Genomic DNA, 14242 nt, shown 5'->3' with positions numbered 1-14242 from the left:
GACGCCCGGGCGGCACGACGGCTTTATTCAGCCGGTTTCTTCAGCTTCGGGTTGGGGAAGAACTGCACCGTCTGTACCTTGGCCGGCGCGGCTTTCGGCTCCAGATGGTTGACCCGGGTGCCGAGTTCCTTCGGCACCGACAAGCCCTGCTCGTTGAGGGTGTCGGTAAAGCCGCAGGCCACGCACTCGCGGTGCGGTACGCCGTCTTCGTTCCACATCATCAACTTGTCGGTCTCGCTGCACGCCGGGCATACCGCCCCGGCAATGAAGCGTTTCTTGGTCTTGTTCACGGCTACCTCGCTCATGCTGCAGCGTCCTCGCTCAGGCCACTATGGCGCAGCAAGGCATCGATGGAAGGCTCACGGCCACGGAAGTCGACGAACAGCTCCATCGGCTCGCGCGAACCACCGCGTGCCAGGATAGCCTCACGGAAGGCACGGCCGGTTTCGGCATTCAGCACGCCTTCTTCCTCGAAGCGCGAGAAGGCGTCGGCCGACAGCACTTCGGCCCACTTGTAGCTGTAGTAGCCCGCGGCATAACCACCAGCAAAGATGTGCGCAAAGCTGTTGGGGAAGCGGTTGTACGCCGGTGGGCGCATGACCGACACCTCGTCGCGCACGCCTTCGAGCACCTGCAGCACGCTGCGGCCGTCGCCATGGGTGGCATGCAGCTCGAAGTCGAACAGCGAGAACTCCAGCTGGCGCACCATCATCATGCCCGACTGGAAGTTTTTCGCCGCCAGCATCTTGTCCAGCAGGTCCTGGGGCAGTGGGGCACCGGTTTCGTAGTGGGCGGAGATCAGTGCCAGGCCTTCCGGCTCCCAGCACCAGTTTTCCATGAACTGGCTCGGCAGTTCGACCGCGTCCCAGGCCACGCCGTTGATGCCGGATACACCGGCATGCTCGATGCGGGTCAGCATGTGGTGCAGGCCGTGGCCGAACTCATGGAACAAGGTGGTGACTTCATCGTGGGTCAACAGCGCCGGCTTGCCGGGCGCGGCCGGGGTGAAGTTGCACACCAGGTTGGCCACCGGGCTCTGCAACTGGCCAGCGGCTGTGCGGCGACGGTCACGCGCGCCATCCATCCAGGCGCCGCCACGCTTGTTGGCGCGGGCGTAGAGGTCGAAGAAGAAGCGGCCGACGTGCTGGCCATTTTCCTTGATCTCGAACAGGCGCACATCCGGGTGCCAGCTGTCGAAGCCCTTGAGTTCGGCGATCTCGATGCCGTACAGGCGCTGCACGATGCTGAACAGGCCACCCAGCACCTTGTCGATCGGGAAGTAGGCGCGCAGGGCCTCCTGCGACACGCTGTAACGCTGCTCGCGCAGCTTCTCGCCGAAGTAGCCGGCGTCCCAGCTGGCCAGCTCAGGGCAGCCCTGCTCGGCTGCGTAGGCCTTGAGCTGCTCTAGATCCTGGGCGGCGAACGGCTTGGAACGCTTGGCTAGGTCACGCAGGAAGCTCAGCACCTGGTCGCTGGACTCGGCCATCTTGGTGGCCAGGCTCAGCTCGGCGTAGTTCTTGTAGCCCAGCAGTTCGGCCAGTTCCTGGCGCAGGCCGAGGATTTCCTGCATCACCGGGCCGTTGTCGAACTGGCCGGCATTCGGGCCCTGGTCCGAGGCGCGGGTGCAGTAGGCGGCGTACAGCTCTTCGCGCAGGGCGCGGTCGCTGGCGTAGGTCATCACCGCGTAGTAGCTGGGGAATTCCAGGGTGATCAGCCAGCCGTCGAGGCCCTTGGCCTGGGCGGCGGCAGCCATCTGCGCCTTGGCCGAGTCGGTCAGGCCGGCCAGCGTGGCTTCGTCGGTAACGTGCTTGGTCCAGGCCTGGGTAGCGTCGAGCAGCTGGTTGGAGAAACGGCTGCCCAGCTCGCTGAGCTTGCTCTGCACTTCGGCGTAGCGTTGCTGTTTATCCGCCGGCAGGTCGATACCCGACAGGCGGAAGTCACGCAGGGCGTGCTCGAGGATAGTCTTTTGCGCCACGTCGAAACCGGCGGCCTCGGGGCTGTTGATCAGCGCCTGGTAGGCTTCGAACAGCGCACGGTTCTGGCCCAGTTCGGTAGAGTAGGCGCTCAGCGCTGGCAGGCACGACTCGTAGGCTTCGCGCAGCTGCGCGCTGTTGCACACCGCATTGAGGTGGCTGACCGGGCTCCAGGCGGCGCCCAGGCGGTCGTTCAGCTCGTCCATGGCCAGCACCAGGCCAGCCCAGGTAGGGTTCTTGCCCTGCTTTTCGAGGATCTCGGCAATGGCTTTACGGTTGTCGGCCAGGATCGCTTCGATTGCCGGCAATACGTGTTCGGCACGGATTTGCGAGAAGGGCGGCAGATCGTAGGACTGCAGAAGCGGGTTGTTCGCACTCACGGTTTGGATACCTTGGCAGAAGAAACACTGCCCCATCTTAATTACAATCGACGCCGACCGCAGCAGGCAGCCTGCCTATCGGCACAGATGAGAGACGCTATCATGGCCATCCGAAGCTTCCAGCAACACACTCCGAAAGTTGGGCCCAGGGCCTTCGTCGACCGATCGGCGGTAGTGCTGGGGGACGTGGAAATCGGTGAAGACAGCTCTGTCTGGCCGTTGACCGTGATACGCGGCGACATGCACCGAATCCGCATTGGCGCGCGTACCAGCGTGCAGGACGGCAGCGTGCTGCACATTACCCATGCCGGCCCGTTCAACCCGGACGGCTTCCCGCTGATCATCGGTGACGAAGTGACCATCGGCCATAAGGTCATGCTGCATGGCTGCACCCTGGGCAACCGCATCCTGGTCGGCATGGGCAGCACAATCATGGACGGCGCCATCGTCGAAGACGAAGTGATCATCGGCGCCGGCAGCCTGGTACCGCCGGGCAAGCGCCTGGTCAGTGGCTACCTGTACATGGGCAGCCCGGTGAAACAGGCCCGACTGCTGAACGACCAAGAACACGCATTTTTCGCCTACAGCGCCAGTAACTACGTGAAGCTCAAGGACCAGCACTTGGCCGAAGGCTACGACCAACCGGAATAACCCCTGCGCGGGCGCGCCCGCTCCCACAGGTCTAGCGAAGCCTTCAAGGCCAGTGCCGTCCTGTGGGAGCGGGCAAGCCCGCGAAGAAGGCCACGCAGCACTCAAGTGGAACCCGCAAATGCACCAGCAAAACATCCTCTTCGACCTCGACGGCACCCTGACCGACCCGCGCCAGGGCATCACCCGCTCGATCCAGTATGCCCTGGCCAAACTTGGCATCGACGAGCCGGACCTCACCCGCCTCGAGCACTTCATCGGCCCACCCCTGCTGCAGGCCTTCATGCAGTTCTACAGCTTCGACGAAGCCAAGGCCTGGGATGCGGTGAACTTCTATCGGGAACGCTTCAGCGTCACCGGCCTGTACGAAAACCTGGTGTTCGAAGGTGTGCCGGAGCTGCTCGAAGCACTCAACGGCCAGGGTCGCACGCTGTACATCGCCACCTCCAAGCCGTGGAAGTTCGCCCGTGAAATCGCCCGGCACTTCGCCTTCGACCACCACTTCAAGGTGATCTACGGCAGTGAGCTGGATGGCACGCGCACCAACAAGGTCGAGCTGATTCGCCACCTGCTTGATGAAGAAGGGTTGGACCCGGCGCAGACGCTGATGATCGGCGACCGCAAGCATGACCTGATCGGTGCGCGCAGCAATGGCTTGCAGGCGGTGGCGGTGGGGTACGGGTTTGGTAGCCAGGAAGAGTTGATGGCCGAAGAGCCGGCCTACCACTTTACTACCTTGGCCGAGATGCATCAGGCGTTCCTCAAGGCTTGATGGCCCTGGGGGGCTGCTTTGCAGCCCATCGCGACACAAGGCCGCTCCTACAAGCGATCGCGTACCTTCTGTAGGAGCGGCCTTGCGTCGCGATGGGCCGCAAGGCGGCCCCAAAATCTCACCGGCTAACCATCAACCTCCGTAAGGCTGCCTTCCTCTCATCGATCGGCAACCGCCCCAATTGCTCGACCCGGTGATAAAAACGCTGCCAATCCCCGTCAACCTCACGGAACACCGCCGCAAACGCCGGTACCCACTGGTCATACAGCCCGAACGGCAGCAACTTGGCATTGCTCATCGGCCCATACATCCAGGCGTCATAGCGCTTGTCACCACCCCACTGGGCATCACGCACCTGCCGGTATTCCCGCCTAAGCCGCTCGAACTCCGCCTGCTTGGCCGCCCGCTTCTGCGCATCATCCAGAGGCCCGGCATAAATCGCCTGCAATCGCTCGCGGCTGGCCAGCACCAACCGTACGAATTGCTCACGCTGCTGCCCCTGCTCCCCGCCAGAGGCAGCAAGGTCCCGCGCCACGCGCCATTGCCGCGTGCCTTCCTGCTCGACGAAGGAGGCAAACGACTCGTTGAACTCGGTGTCGTCCTGCACATAGAAGCGCTGGTGGGCCAGCTCATGGAAGATCAGCGTGGCCAGGCGCTCGTCGCTCCAGCCCACCATCGACGACAGGATCGGGTCGTCAAACCAGCCCAGGGTCGAATAGGCCTCCACGCCGCCCACATACACATCCATGCCGTCCTGGCGCATCAACGCCGCCGCCCCACGCGCCGCGCCTTGCTGGTAATAGCCGCGATAGGCCACACACCCTGCGATCGGGAAGCAGTGCGTCACTGGCTGCAACGACAGCTCGGGGGTGGCGAACACATTCCATACCACGTAAGGCCGGCCAAGGTCGGCGTACACCCGGTAGCTGCGGTTGTCCGGCAGCTTCAGCTGCTGGCTGGCAAATGCCCGTGCCTGCTTGGCGTGTTCCAGGCGCGCGCGCAATTGCGCTGAAGTGGCCGGGTTGGCCACTACCTGATCCACCGGCTGCCGTGCGCGTAGCAGCTGCCACTGGCCCTCGGCCAACTGCCCATAGTAGGCGGCGCTGCTGCAACCGTTCAGCAGGAGCACCGCAAGCAGGGGAACCAAACGGGTGAAAACAAGGTCGAGTGGCCCAGGGCCTGAGCGCTGCATAAGAATAAGTCGAAGCATCCGGGACTGTCTGACTCGCTCAAGGCCGATTCACTCCAAGACTATCTCGCCAAGGGGGAGTTTCGCCATGCGTGCACTGTTGGTCACCGGGTCACTGTTGCTGATATCCGCCTGTTCGACCTTGCCAGACCCGGACCCGAACCAGGCCTGGATCGACCTCACGCCCTACGACAACACCTCGCTGCACGCCGTGCAGGTAGATGAACGCGACTGGGCCGACAGCCGTTATTTCGAAGTACAGCCCGGCAGCCACGAGCTGACCGTGCGCTACCAGTTTCCGGTTACCCCCAGCAATATCGGCCCGGTCGAGGAGCCTTTGTGGCGGGATTGCCAGGTCAAACTGACCTTCAAGGATTTCAGTGCCGGCCAGCGCTACCAGCTGCAGGCTGGCAGCATCGGTTTCCGCCCCTGGATCAAACTCTACGACCATCAGCAAAAACTGGTTGGCCAGGGCTTGCCTGCAGGCTGCCAGCGCACCTGAAACGCACAAACGGCGCTATGCTTGTAGCCTATGAATCGCAAGTGGGAGTCTTGCCATGCGCCAGCCCATGATGCTGATCGCCCTCAGTGCACTGGGGGCTTGCGCCAGCCCCTTGCCCCCCGTCGACCCAAAGCAGGCCTGGGTCGACCTGTACACCATGACTCCCGGCAGGGTGATCATGGCCGACCGCCTCGACGGCAAGCGCCTGGAGGATGGCCGTTACTTCCAGGTGACGCCAGGCAAGCACGAACTGGTAGTGCGCTTCGATTACGAGATATATGGGGGCGGCCTCATGACCCAGCCCAGGGACCGAACCTGCTACCTGACCGTGCGCTTTGACAACTTCAAGGCCGGTGAACGCTATCGCCTGGAGGCACGGGCGCCGGTGATGGAACCGCAGGTGCTGCTGTATGACGGCAGCCGCAAGGTGGTGGTGAACGAGCCTAGCGAGGTGTTCTGCATTCCTTGACCTGGGGCTGCATTGCTCCTACGGAGATACGCGATCCCTGTAGGAGCGGCCTTGTGTCGCGATAGGGCCGCAAAGCGGCCCCCAAAATCCTGAACCTACCGATCATTCTTCTGATAAATGATCTTCTTGGTCCCACCATCGCAAGTCCCGACGACCATGTTCTGGTCCTTGACCTCGCTGTTGGGCACGATCTCCAGGGTATAGGACGAAACACCCTGGGCCTGGATCTTGGCCTCGATCTCGGCTTTGAGCTCCTCGCACGGCTTGACCGCCGCCAGCGCAGATGTGGCGACCAGGGAAGCCAACACGGTGATTGCTAAGCGAATCATGAAACGGCTCCTGAAAGGGCAGCGTGCTGCCGACGCTGTTTAGACTACAACAAACCGCCCTCATTGCACTGCTTCAACCCACCAGCGCCGCATCCAGGCTGATCTTCGCGTTCAGCACCTTGGACACCGGGCACCCGGCCTTGGCCTTGTCGGCGATCTGCAAGAACTGCGCTTCACTCGCCCCAGGCACCTTGGCTCTGAGCACCAGATGCACCGCCGTAATGGCAAAGCCATCAGCTTGCTTGTCGAGTGTCACTTCGGCAGCGGTGTCGATCCTGTCCGGGGTGAAACCCGCTTCGCCCAGCATCATCGACAGTGCCATCGAGAAGCAGCCGGCGTGCGCCGCGCCGATCAGCTCCTCCGGGTTGGTCCCGGGCGAGCCCTCGAAACGGGTGTTGAAGCCGTAGGGGTTCTGCTTTAGCGCGCCGCTTTCGGTAGAAAGCAGGCCTTTGCCGTCCTTCAGGCCACCTTGCCAGATCGCCGATGCTGTCTTTTTCATGATGCCTCCTGGTCTCGGGTTACATGCTTATGGCTTCAGAGGTCAGCCGCCTACGGCAAGTTCAGAGCAATCGCACGGCAAGCATTGAATCCGTCGAATGTGCCCATACAGAGTTGAAAAGGCCTGTGGCCAAATACCTTTGCGGAGGCTCCATGACGCAGCTGCGTGACCTGAAGATTTCCACCCTCGACCTGGTGCCAGTACGCGCCGACGCCGGCCCGGCGCAGTCGCTGCGCAACTCGCTGGACCTGGCGCAGCACGTCGAGCGCTTTGGCTACAACCGCTTCTGGGTGGCCGAGCACCACAACATGGACGGCATCGCCAGTTCGGCGACTTCGGTGCTGATCGGCTACCTGGCGGGGGGTACCTCGAGCATTCGCGTGGGCTCTGGCGGGGTCATGCTGCCCAACCATGCGCCGCTGGTGATCGCCGAGCAGTTCGGCACCCTGGCCAGCCTGTACCCGGGGCGCATCGACCTGGGGTTGGGCCGCGCGCCGGGTTCCGACCAGATGACCGCCTACGCCCTGCGCCGCGACCGCGCCGGCGGCCCGGATGACTTCCCGGACGATGTCGAGGAACTGTCACGCTACCTCGGCCCGCGTACCGATGATCAAAAAGTGATCGCCGTGCCAGGGCACGACACCGACGTACCGATGTGGCTGCTCGGCTCCAGCCTGTTCAGCGCTCAACTGGCCGGCATGCGCGGCATGCCCTACGCCTTCGCCTCGCACTTTGCGCCGCGCTACATGCACGAGGCGATCCGCGTGTACCGCAACCACTTCAAGCCCTCGACCACATTGGACAAGCCGTATGTGATGCTGGGCATCCCCATGGTGGTGGCGGAAACCGACGAAAAGGCCGAGTACCTGGCCACGTCGGTGTACCAGCGCATCCTCGCGCTGATTCGCGGGCAGAGCCTGATGCAGAAGCCGCCGGTGGAAAGCATGGACGGGTTGTGGCTACCCCATGAACGGGATGCGGTGGGCAGCTTCCTCGGCCTGGCGATGATCGGTAGCCCGCAGAAGGTGCGGGCCAAGGTGGAAGTGCTGCTGGAGCAGACCGGGGCAGATGAACTGATCTTTACCTGTGATTTGTATGAGCATGCGGACCGGATTCGGTCCTATGAACTGATGGCGCAGGCTCTCAAGGCCGCGTGATCTTCTTCGCGGGCTTGCCCGCTCCCACAGGTACAGCGTCGCTCTCAGGCCTGTGATATCCCTGTGGGAGCGGGCGAGCCCGCGAAGAAGCCAGCACATTAGCCGCGCCGGTACACAATCTCCTTGGTACCAGCCTCGCAGCTGCCAATCACCTTGCCGGCCGGGTCGCCCTTGTCGACGATCTCCAGCTTGTAGCCGGTAACACCCTTGGCATCCAGCTTGGCCGCAATCTCTGCCTTGAGCTCCTCGCACGGCTTGCCCGCCGCCAGCGCACCACCGGCCAGGGTCATCAGGCCCAGCGCCAGAATCAGTTTGTTCATCACTCGCTTTCCTTGTGCAGATGAAATCAGAAAGGGCGCCCGCCAAGGCGCCCCCTCCCTAAATACCCCATCATGCCGGGCTCATCCAGCCCGGCAGTGTTTCAGCTATTGGCGATGCGGAAGCCGACCTTCAGCGTGACCTGGAAGTGCGCCGCCTTGTTGTCACGGATATGGCCACGGGTATCTATCACCTCGAACCACTCCAGGTGCTTGATGCTCTTGCCGGCTTCGGCCAGGGCATTGTTGATCGCCTCTTCGATGCTGGTGGTCGAAGACCCCACCAGTTCGATCTTCTTGTAGGTGTGATGATCGGTCATGAGCGCTCTCCTCGGATGATGGTGAGATTGAGCCTAGCAGCGCAGGCCTGGTTTACCTGCGAGCGGTCACCATTGGCGAAAGTTCGATCGCACTTTCCTGCGGGCCCAAGGTCGCAATCCTTACAGTCCATACTGCAAAGGAGAGTCAACATGCACCGCAATTCGCTGCGTAGAACGTCCCTGGAAAGCATGGAAGCGGAGATCGAGAGCCTTCTGAAAAGCCTGGAAAACCTCAAGCATGATGCGTCGGAGGAGTCCCAGAAATCGGTGAAGGCAATCCGCAGCAACGCCGAGAGTGCCCTGCGTCATTCGCGCCACCTGTTGAGCGATGCCTACGAGGAAGTGAAGCACCGCACCCGCCAGACCGGCATCGCCACCCGCGACTATGCCCAGGAACACCCATACACCACCGCCGGCGTCGCCATTGGCGCGCTAGGCCTGCTGGCGGCGTACCTGATGTGCAAACGCAACTAAGCGCCCTGTCGCGCCAGTTCTGCCCTTAGCCACTGCGCCAACTGCTCGGCGCGCCCGTCCGCGGCGCGCCTGGGCACCCACAGCGCCAATGCCGCAGGGGTAGGTGAAAAGCCCCACGGCGCACTCAAACGGCCCGCCCGCAGGTCATCAGCGACCAGCGGCTGCGGCGCAATCGCCACACCCAACCCGGCCACCGCAGCTTCCAGCAGGTAATACAGGTGCTCGAAAGCCTGGCCATAGTGCAGGGTCGCCGGCTCCAACCCCTGTTCCAGCGCCCAGGTCGGCCAAGCCTGCGGGCGCGAGGTGGTGTGCAGCAACGCTTCGCCCAGCAAAGCCTTGGCCGGCGCGCCCTGCAAGCGCTCGAAACCGGCGAAATGCGGGCTGAGCACCGGCCCGATGCGCTCCTCGGCCAGCACATGCACCTGCATGTCCGCCGGCCATGGCGGCTCGGCATACACCAGCAGCGCATCCAGCCCTGGCCGCCGCGGGTCCAGATCGCCTTCACCGGCCGACAGGTGTAGACGCAGCTCTGGCAAATCCGCCTGTAGCCGGCCCAACCGCGGGATGAACCAACGAGCCAGCAGGCTGCCCGAGCAGCCCAGCACGAACGGCGCCTCGCTGACATCGTGGCTGAGCTCGGCGCACACGCTGCGCAGGCGGTCGAAGGCTTCGCTACTGGCATCGCGCAGACGTACGCCGGCATCTGTGAGTTTGATGCCACGCCCGTCCTTCACGAACAGCGCGACGCCCAGGTGCTCTTCAAGTACCTTGATCTGCCGGCTGACGGCGCCATGGGTGACGTGCAGCGCTTCGGCCGCCTGGCTGACGCTGTTGAGCCGTGCGGTAGCCTCGAAGGCCCGCAGGGCATTGAGAGGAGGGAGGTCGTGGGCCATTTTACCTGTGAGTTTTTCTGACAAGTTTGCGCAATCTTATCGGTTTTCAGCCGGGCTTGCCGTGGTTAGAGTAAAGCCCATCACTCATTCATTACGCCCTGGAGCGCCCCATGACCCAGTCCCAATACCGCCCCGGCCCCGACGCCAACGGCCTGTTCGGCTCGTTCGGCGGCCGCTACGTGGCCGAAACCCTGATGCCACTGGTGCTGGACCTGGCCCGCGAATACGAAGCGGCCAAGGCAGACCCCAAGTTCCTCGAAGAGCTGGCCTACTTCCAGCGCGACTACATCGGCCGCCCCAACCCGCTGTACTTCGCCGAGCGCCTGACCGAGCACTGCGGCGGCGCGAAGATCTTCTTCAAGCGTGAAGAACTCAACCACACCGGCGCGCACAAGGTGAACAACTGCATCGGCCAGGTGCTGCTGGCCAAGCGCATGGGCAAGAAGCGCCTGATCGCCGAAACCGGCGCCGGCATGCACGGCGTGGCCACCGCCACCGTCGCTGCCCGCTTCGGCCTGCCTTGCGTGATCTACATGGGCGCCACCGACATCGAGCGCCAGCAGGCCAACGTGTTCCGCATGAAGCTGCTGGGCGCCGAGATCGTCCCGGTCACCGCCGGCACCGGCACTCTGAAGGACGCCATGAACGAGGCCCTGCGCGACTGGGTCACCAACGTCGAAGACACCTTCTACCTGATCGGTACCGTGGCCGGCCCGCACCCGTACCCGGCCATGGTCCGCGACTTCCAGTCGATCATCGGCAAGGAAACCCGCGCCCAGCTGCAAGAGAAGGAAGGCCGCCTGCCAGACAGCCTGGTTGCCTGCGTCGGTGGCGGCTCCAACGCCATGGGCCTGTTCCATGAGTTCCTCGAAGAGCCAAGCGTGCAGATCATCGGCGTCGAAGCCGGTGGCCATGGCGTGCACACCGACAAGCACGCCGCCAGTCTGAACGGCGGGGTACCGGGCGTGCTGCACGGCAACCGCACCTACCTGCTGCAGGACGAAGACGGCCAGATCACCGACGCCCACTCGATTTCCGCCGGCCTGGACTACCCGGGCATCGGCCCGGAGCACGCCTACCTGCACGAAGTGAAGCGTGTCGAGTACGTCAGCATCACCGACGACGAAGCGCTGGATGCGTTCCACGCCACCTGCCGCCTGGAAGGCATCATCCCGGCCCTGGAAAGCTCCCACGCCCTGGCCGAGGCGATCAAGCGCGCACCGAAGCTGCCCAAGGACCACCTGATGGTCGTGTGCCTGTCGGGCCGCGGCGACAAAGACATGCAAACCGTCATGAACCACATGGCCGCCCAGGAGAAACAGGCATGAGCCGTCTTGAACAACGCTTCGCCGAGCTGAAGGCCGAAGGCCGCTCGGCACTGGTCACCTTCGTCACCGCGGGCGACCCGGGCTATGACGCCTCGCTGCAGATCCTCAAGGGCCTGCCGGCAGCCGGTGCCGATGTGATCGAACTGGGCATGCCGTTCACCGACCCGATGGCCGACGGCGTGGCCATCCAGCTGGCCACCCTGCGTGCCCTGGAAGCCGGTCAGACCCTGGCCAAGACCCTGCAGATGGTTCGCGAATTCCGTGTGGATAACCAGGCCACACCGATCGTACTGATGGGTTACTACAACCCGATCCACCGCTTTGGCGTGGAAAAGTTCGTGGCCGAAGCCAAGCAAGCGGGTGTCGATGGCCTGATCATCGTCGACCTGCCGCCAGAGCACGACGCCGAACTGGCGACCCCGGCCCAGGCTGCGGGTATCGACTTCATCCGCCTGACCACCCCGACCACAGACGACGCGCGCCTGCCGCGCGTGCTGGAGCGCAGCTCCGGGTTCGTCTACTACGTGTCGGTGGCTGGTGTGACCGGCGCCGGCTCGGCGACCACCGAGCACGTGACCGAAGCCATTGCCCGCCTGCGTCGGCATACCGATCTGCCGATCAGCGTTGGTTTTGGCATTCGTACGCCGGAGCAGGCTGCGGCCATTGCCCGCCTGTCGGACGGCGTGGTGGTGGGCTCGGCACTGGTCGACAAGATTGCCCAGGCCAAGAGTGCCGAGCAGGCAGTCAACGATGTATTGAGCCTGTGCTCGGCACTGGCTGAAGGGGTGCGCGGCGCCCGCCGTTAAACCGCGTCGCCTTCATCGACGGCAAGCCAGCTCCCACAGGTACAGCGCCGCCCTCAGGCCCTGTGATATCCCTGTGGGAGCTGGCTTGCCGGCGATGAGGCCAGTACAGACCATGAAGATCTAACCCCCGAAAATCGACAGATCCAGCGGCCGCACCGCCCCCATCCAGATCGCATGGTCACGGTGGTCCGCCAGCTCATCCCCGGTCAGCGGGTGCATGAATACCACCAACCCCTTCCGATACAGCGCCAACCACGGCAGCACCACCCCCACAAACTCCGGTTCGAAGGCCAGCTGGCAGCTCCAGTCCGGGTGCGGCCCCACCGGTTTCTGGTGCATGCGCCCCATGGTCACGGGAAACAGCCGCGCCGCCTCCTCGCACAGTTCACGGGCCTGGTCCATGGTCGCTGCGTCGTAGTAAACGTGGGCGTGGTAACCCTTGATCCTCTGCACGATAACTCCTGATTGCGGTCCAACCATCACCACCTGCAAAGGGAGTGATGCAGTGAAAAACGCCGAAACCCCAGTGTTCAAACTGGTCCTGTTCGGGCCTGAAAGCAGCCTGGGCAACGCCCTGATGGTAGAGCTGCTGTCGCGCCAGCACGAAGTCACCGCCGTGGTCGACGACCTCAACCGCCATGCACCGCGCCCCGGCCTGCATTTCAAGATAGGCGGGCTGGGCGATGCCGACCAGGCGGAGCAGGGCGCGGCTGGCGGGTCGGCAGTAATTGCCCTGTTGTCGACGCTGGCGCCGGGCGATCTGCCCGGGCAAGCCCGCATGAGCGAGGCGCTGGTGGCGGGGCTGAAGCGTACGACTATACGCCGGCTGTTGCTGGTGGGCGATTTCGATGTGCTGGATGAGCCGGGCAAGTACAGCGAGGCGGAGCGGGAATGTGTGGACCAGGTGGTGGACGGGTTACAGCGCAGTCCCTTGCACTGGACGCTGATCAATGCCCCGCAGGAACTGGCCGGGTTGGGGATGGAGCATTTTCGCAGCACCGAAGGTACGCTGGAGCCGGGGTTGGCCGAGCCGTTGCGGCACCTGGCCAGGGTCGCGGCAGGGATGGTGGATATGCTGGAGCTGGATTTGCACCGGGGCGAGCATCTGAACTTCGTGGTCTAGATTGCCGGGGCTGCTGTGCAGCCCATCGCGACACAAGGCCGCTCCTACACGGGCCGGCCTTGTAGGAGCGGCCTTGTGTCGCGATGGGCCGCAAAGCGGCCCCAAAATCTCAAAGGCTACGCTCTTGCTCCAGCCAATCCACAAACCGCTCGATCAACGCCCCACGCCGCTTGCGTGGTGGCAGCACCGCGTAATACCCGCGCGCCGAGCGCAAACTCCCCTCCAACGGCCGGCATAGCAACCCTTGCTCCACCAGCCCATCCACCAGGTGCCCCCAGCCAATCGCCACCCCTTGCCCGGCAATCGCCGCCTGGATCAGCAACGTATAGTTATCAAACCGCAACTGCCCGGCCGGCGGCGGGCTGGCCACACCAAACCCGCGAAACACCCCCGCCCAGTCAAACCAACGGCTAGCCTGCTCGCCCTTCAAGTGCAGCAAGGGCAATCGTTGCAAAGCCACGGCTGACAAGGGTTTGCCATGAATCAGCCGGGGGCTGCATACAGGGAAAACCTCCTCATCGAAGAGCCAGCGGCTCTCGCCCTGGTGAAAACGCCCGTCGCCAAACAGCACCGCCACATCGATGTCCGGTCGCAACATGCCCTGACTGCGCTCACCGGTCACCAGGCTCACGTCCACCTGTGGATAAGCCTCGTGAAAACGCTGCAGCCGTGGCATCAGCCAGAACGCCGCAAAGGCGAAGTCGGTAGCCACCTGCAGCACTTCGCGCTGGCCGCGCCCACTGGCCTGGGCGATGCCGTCCTCCATGGCCTGCAGGCCCTGATGCACCTGTTCGAACAGCACCTGGCCAGCCTCGGTCAGCTCGATACCCCGGTAAATGCGGTCGAACAGGCGCGTGCCCAACTGTGCCTCCAGCCGTTTTACTTGCTGGCTCACCGCTGGCTGCGTGGTACCCAGCTCCAGCGCCGCGGCGGTAAAGCCGCGCAACCGTGCGGCGGCCTCGAACACGCGCAAGGTATCCAGCGACAGCTCGGCAAGGTGGTCAAACATAAGCGTGGCTAATCCCAGTCATTGCCCACCGTGGGCTTTACCCATGTTATCCAC

The 14242-nt window shown here is 63.6% G+C and carries 19 protein-coding genes; 9 read left to right on the top strand and 10 right to left on the bottom strand.

Features of this window, described 5'->3' with window-relative positions:
- Nucleotides 1-23 precede the first annotated feature (23 nt).
- Both C163_RS00255 and prlC read right to left on the bottom strand, forming a co-directional pair.
- Nucleotides 24-305 (bottom strand): YheV family putative zinc ribbon protein, encoded by a 282-nt coding sequence (locus tag C163_RS00255; RefSeq protein WP_013970292.1) that lies wholly within the window; start codon nt 303-305, stop codon nt 24-26.
- Nucleotides 302-2389, bottom strand: coding sequence for an oligopeptidase A (gene prlC / locus C163_RS00250; RefSeq protein ID WP_177325752.1), 2088 nt, complete (start codon nt 2387-2389; stop codon nt 302-304). The genes C163_RS00255 and prlC overlap by 4 nt, the downstream gene beginning before the upstream one ends.
- A 66-nt stretch (nt 2390-2455) precedes the next feature.
- Here prlC and C163_RS00245 point away from each other — a divergent pair, with 66 nt between their 5' ends.
- Both C163_RS00245 and C163_RS00240 read left to right on the top strand, forming a co-directional pair.
- Nucleotides 2456-3004, top strand: coding sequence for a gamma carbonic anhydrase family protein (locus tag C163_RS00245; protein ID WP_003261048.1), 549 nt, complete (start codon nt 2456-2458; stop codon nt 3002-3004).
- A 118-nt stretch (nt 3005-3122) separates the two neighbouring features.
- The gene (locus C163_RS00240) at nt 3123-3773 is read left to right on the top strand and encodes an HAD family hydrolase (RefSeq protein ID WP_025337200.1); all 651 of its coding nucleotides are present in this window, start codon (nt 3123-3125) and stop codon (nt 3771-3773) included.
- A 118-nt stretch (nt 3774-3891) separates the two neighbouring features.
- Here C163_RS00240 and C163_RS00235 read toward each other — a convergent pair whose 3' ends face one another.
- Entirely contained in the window at nt 3892-4965 is a 1074-nt protein-coding gene (locus C163_RS00235) for an aminopeptidase (RefSeq protein ID WP_025337199.1), read from the bottom strand.
- Nucleotides 4966-5050: 85 nt separating this feature from the next.
- On the opposite strand from C163_RS00235, the gene C163_RS00230 reads away from it, so the two are divergent.
- Nucleotides 5051-5464 (top strand): hypothetical protein, encoded by a 414-nt coding sequence (locus C163_RS00230; RefSeq protein ID WP_015268455.1) that lies wholly within the window; start codon nt 5051-5053, stop codon nt 5462-5464.
- 55 nt (nt 5465-5519) lie between these two features.
- Nucleotides 5520-5933, top strand: a complete 414-nt coding sequence (locus C163_RS00225; protein ID WP_013970286.1) for a hypothetical protein — start codon at nt 5520-5522, stop codon at nt 5931-5933.
- Nucleotides 5934-6028: 95 nt separating this feature from the next.
- Here C163_RS00225 and C163_RS00220 read toward each other — a convergent pair whose 3' ends face one another.
- Nucleotides 6029-6262, bottom strand: coding sequence for a DUF1161 domain-containing protein (locus C163_RS00220; protein WP_025337198.1), 234 nt, complete (start codon nt 6260-6262; stop codon nt 6029-6031).
- A 73-nt stretch (nt 6263-6335) separates the two neighbouring features.
- Nucleotides 6336-6761 carry an OsmC family protein gene (locus C163_RS00215; RefSeq protein ID WP_013970285.1) on the bottom strand — a complete coding sequence of 142 codons (426 nt, stop codon included), beginning with the start codon at nt 6759-6761 and terminating at the stop codon, nt 6336-6338.
- 152 nt (nt 6762-6913) lie between these two features.
- Here C163_RS00215 and C163_RS00210 point away from each other — a divergent pair, with 152 nt between their 5' ends.
- Nucleotides 6914-7918: an LLM class flavin-dependent oxidoreductase gene (locus C163_RS00210; protein ID WP_025337197.1), complete on the top strand. Its 1005-nt coding sequence runs from the start codon at nt 6914-6916 to the stop codon at nt 7916-7918.
- 98 nt (nt 7919-8016) lie between these two features.
- Here the strand turns inward: C163_RS00210 and C163_RS00205 are convergent, their stop codons facing one another.
- Together C163_RS00205 and C163_RS00200 are read right to left on the bottom strand one after the other, a co-directional pair.
- The gene (locus tag C163_RS00205; RefSeq protein ID WP_003261041.1) at nt 8017-8238 is read right to left on the bottom strand and encodes a DUF1161 domain-containing protein; all 222 of its coding nucleotides are present in this window, start codon (nt 8236-8238) and stop codon (nt 8017-8019) included.
- A gap of 101 nt (nt 8239-8339) precedes the next feature.
- Nucleotides 8340-8555 carry a dodecin gene (locus tag C163_RS00200; RefSeq protein WP_013970282.1) on the bottom strand — a complete coding sequence of 72 codons (216 nt, stop codon included), beginning with the start codon at nt 8553-8555 and terminating at the stop codon, nt 8340-8342.
- A 150-nt stretch (nt 8556-8705) separates the two neighbouring features.
- On the opposite strand from C163_RS00200, the gene C163_RS00195 reads away from it, so the two are divergent.
- Nucleotides 8706-9029: a YqjD family protein gene (locus C163_RS00195; RefSeq protein WP_003261039.1), complete on the top strand. Its 324-nt coding sequence runs from the start codon at nt 8706-8708 to the stop codon at nt 9027-9029.
- On the opposite strand, the gene C163_RS00190 is transcribed toward C163_RS00195, so the two are convergent.
- Nucleotides 9026-9922, bottom strand: a complete 897-nt coding sequence (locus C163_RS00190) for a LysR family transcriptional regulator (protein ID WP_025337196.1) — start codon at nt 9920-9922, stop codon at nt 9026-9028. The two genes, C163_RS00195 and C163_RS00190, sit on opposite strands and share 4 nt — an antisense overlap.
- A 110-nt stretch (nt 9923-10032) precedes the next feature.
- Here C163_RS00190 and trpB point away from each other — a divergent pair, with 110 nt between their 5' ends.
- Nucleotides 10033-11250, top strand: coding sequence for a tryptophan synthase subunit beta (gene trpB / locus C163_RS00185; RefSeq protein WP_015268451.1), 1218 nt, complete (start codon nt 10033-10035; stop codon nt 11248-11250).
- Nucleotides 11247-12056 carry a tryptophan synthase subunit alpha gene (trpA, locus tag C163_RS00180; RefSeq protein ID WP_015268450.1) on the top strand — a complete coding sequence of 270 codons (810 nt, stop codon included), beginning with the start codon at nt 11247-11249 and terminating at the stop codon, nt 12054-12056. The genes trpB and trpA overlap by 4 nt, the downstream gene beginning before the upstream one ends.
- 120 nt (nt 12057-12176) lie before the next feature.
- On the opposite strand, the gene C163_RS00175 is transcribed toward trpA, so the two are convergent.
- Nucleotides 12177-12509: a DOPA 4,5-dioxygenase family protein gene (locus tag C163_RS00175; protein ID WP_013970278.1), complete on the bottom strand. Its 333-nt coding sequence runs from the start codon at nt 12507-12509 to the stop codon at nt 12177-12179.
- A gap of 52 nt (nt 12510-12561) precedes the next feature.
- Here C163_RS00175 and C163_RS00170 point away from each other — a divergent pair, with 52 nt between their 5' ends.
- A complete protein-coding gene (locus C163_RS00170; protein WP_025337195.1) occupies nt 12562-13179 on the top strand; it encodes an NAD(P)-dependent oxidoreductase in 618 nt (205 codons plus the stop codon).
- Nucleotides 13180-13288: 109 nt separating this feature from the next.
- On the opposite strand, the gene C163_RS00165 is transcribed toward C163_RS00170, so the two are convergent.
- Entirely contained in the window at nt 13289-14188 is a 900-nt protein-coding gene (locus C163_RS00165) for a LysR family transcriptional regulator (RefSeq protein WP_025337194.1), read from the bottom strand.
- Nucleotides 14189-14242: the final 54 nt, after the last annotated feature.

The organism is Pseudomonas sp. FGI182, assembly GCF_000511325.1.
GTDB lineage: Bacteria > Pseudomonadota > Gammaproteobacteria > Pseudomonadales > Pseudomonadaceae > Aquipseudomonas > Aquipseudomonas putida_Z.
The sequence above is the reverse complement of the archived record's forward strand: the minus strand, read 5'-3'. Positions and strand labels throughout refer to the sequence as shown.

Excerpts from the sequence above, each read along its gene's own strand:
- C163_RS00230 (WP_015268455.1), top strand. The coding sequence starts at position 5,051 with ATGCGTGCACTGTTGGTCACCGGGTCACTGTTGCTGATATCCGCCTGT.
- C163_RS00205 (WP_003261041.1), bottom strand. The coding sequence starts at position 8,238 with ATGAACAAACTGATTCTGGCGCTGGGCCTGATGACCCTGGCCGGTGGT.
- C163_RS00215 (WP_013970285.1), bottom strand. The coding sequence starts at position 6,761 with ATGAAAAAGACAGCATCGGCGATCTGGCAAGGTGGCCTGAAGGACGGC.
- C163_RS00190 (WP_025337196.1), bottom strand. The coding sequence starts at position 9,922 with ATGGCCCACGACCTCCCTCCTCTCAATGCCCTGCGGGCCTTCGAGGCT.
- trpB (WP_015268451.1), top strand. The coding sequence starts at position 10,033 with ATGACCCAGTCCCAATACCGCCCCGGCCCCGACGCCAACGGCCTGTTC.
- C163_RS00210 (WP_025337197.1), top strand. The coding sequence starts at position 6,914 with ATGACGCAGCTGCGTGACCTGAAGATTTCCACCCTCGACCTGGTGCCA.
- C163_RS00240 (WP_025337200.1), top strand. The coding sequence starts at position 3,123 with ATGCACCAGCAAAACATCCTCTTCGACCTCGACGGCACCCTGACCGAC.
- C163_RS00165 (WP_025337194.1), bottom strand. The coding sequence starts at position 14,188 with ATGTTTGACCACCTTGCCGAGCTGTCGCTGGATACCTTGCGCGTGTTC.
- C163_RS00225 (WP_013970286.1), top strand. The coding sequence starts at position 5,520 with ATGCGCCAGCCCATGATGCTGATCGCCCTCAGTGCACTGGGGGCTTGC.
- C163_RS00200 (WP_013970282.1), bottom strand. The coding sequence starts at position 8,555 with ATGACCGATCATCACACCTACAAGAAGATCGAACTGGTGGGGTCTTCG.
- prlC (WP_177325752.1), bottom strand. The coding sequence starts at position 2,389 with ATGGGGCAGTGTTTCTTCTGCCAAGGTATCCAAACCGTGAGTGCGAAC.
- C163_RS00245 (WP_003261048.1), top strand. The coding sequence starts at position 2,456 with ATGGCCATCCGAAGCTTCCAGCAACACACTCCGAAAGTTGGGCCCAGG.
- C163_RS00220 (WP_025337198.1), bottom strand. The coding sequence starts at position 6,262 with ATGATTCGCTTAGCAATCACCGTGTTGGCTTCCCTGGTCGCCACATCT.
- C163_RS00195 (WP_003261039.1), top strand. The coding sequence starts at position 8,706 with ATGCACCGCAATTCGCTGCGTAGAACGTCCCTGGAAAGCATGGAAGCG.
- C163_RS00235 (WP_025337199.1), bottom strand. The coding sequence starts at position 4,965 with ATGCAGCGCTCAGGCCCTGGGCCACTCGACCTTGTTTTCACCCGTTTG.
- trpA (WP_015268450.1), top strand. The coding sequence starts at position 11,247 with ATGAGCCGTCTTGAACAACGCTTCGCCGAGCTGAAGGCCGAAGGCCGC.
- C163_RS00255 (WP_013970292.1), bottom strand. The coding sequence starts at position 305 with ATGAGCGAGGTAGCCGTGAACAAGACCAAGAAACGCTTCATTGCCGGG.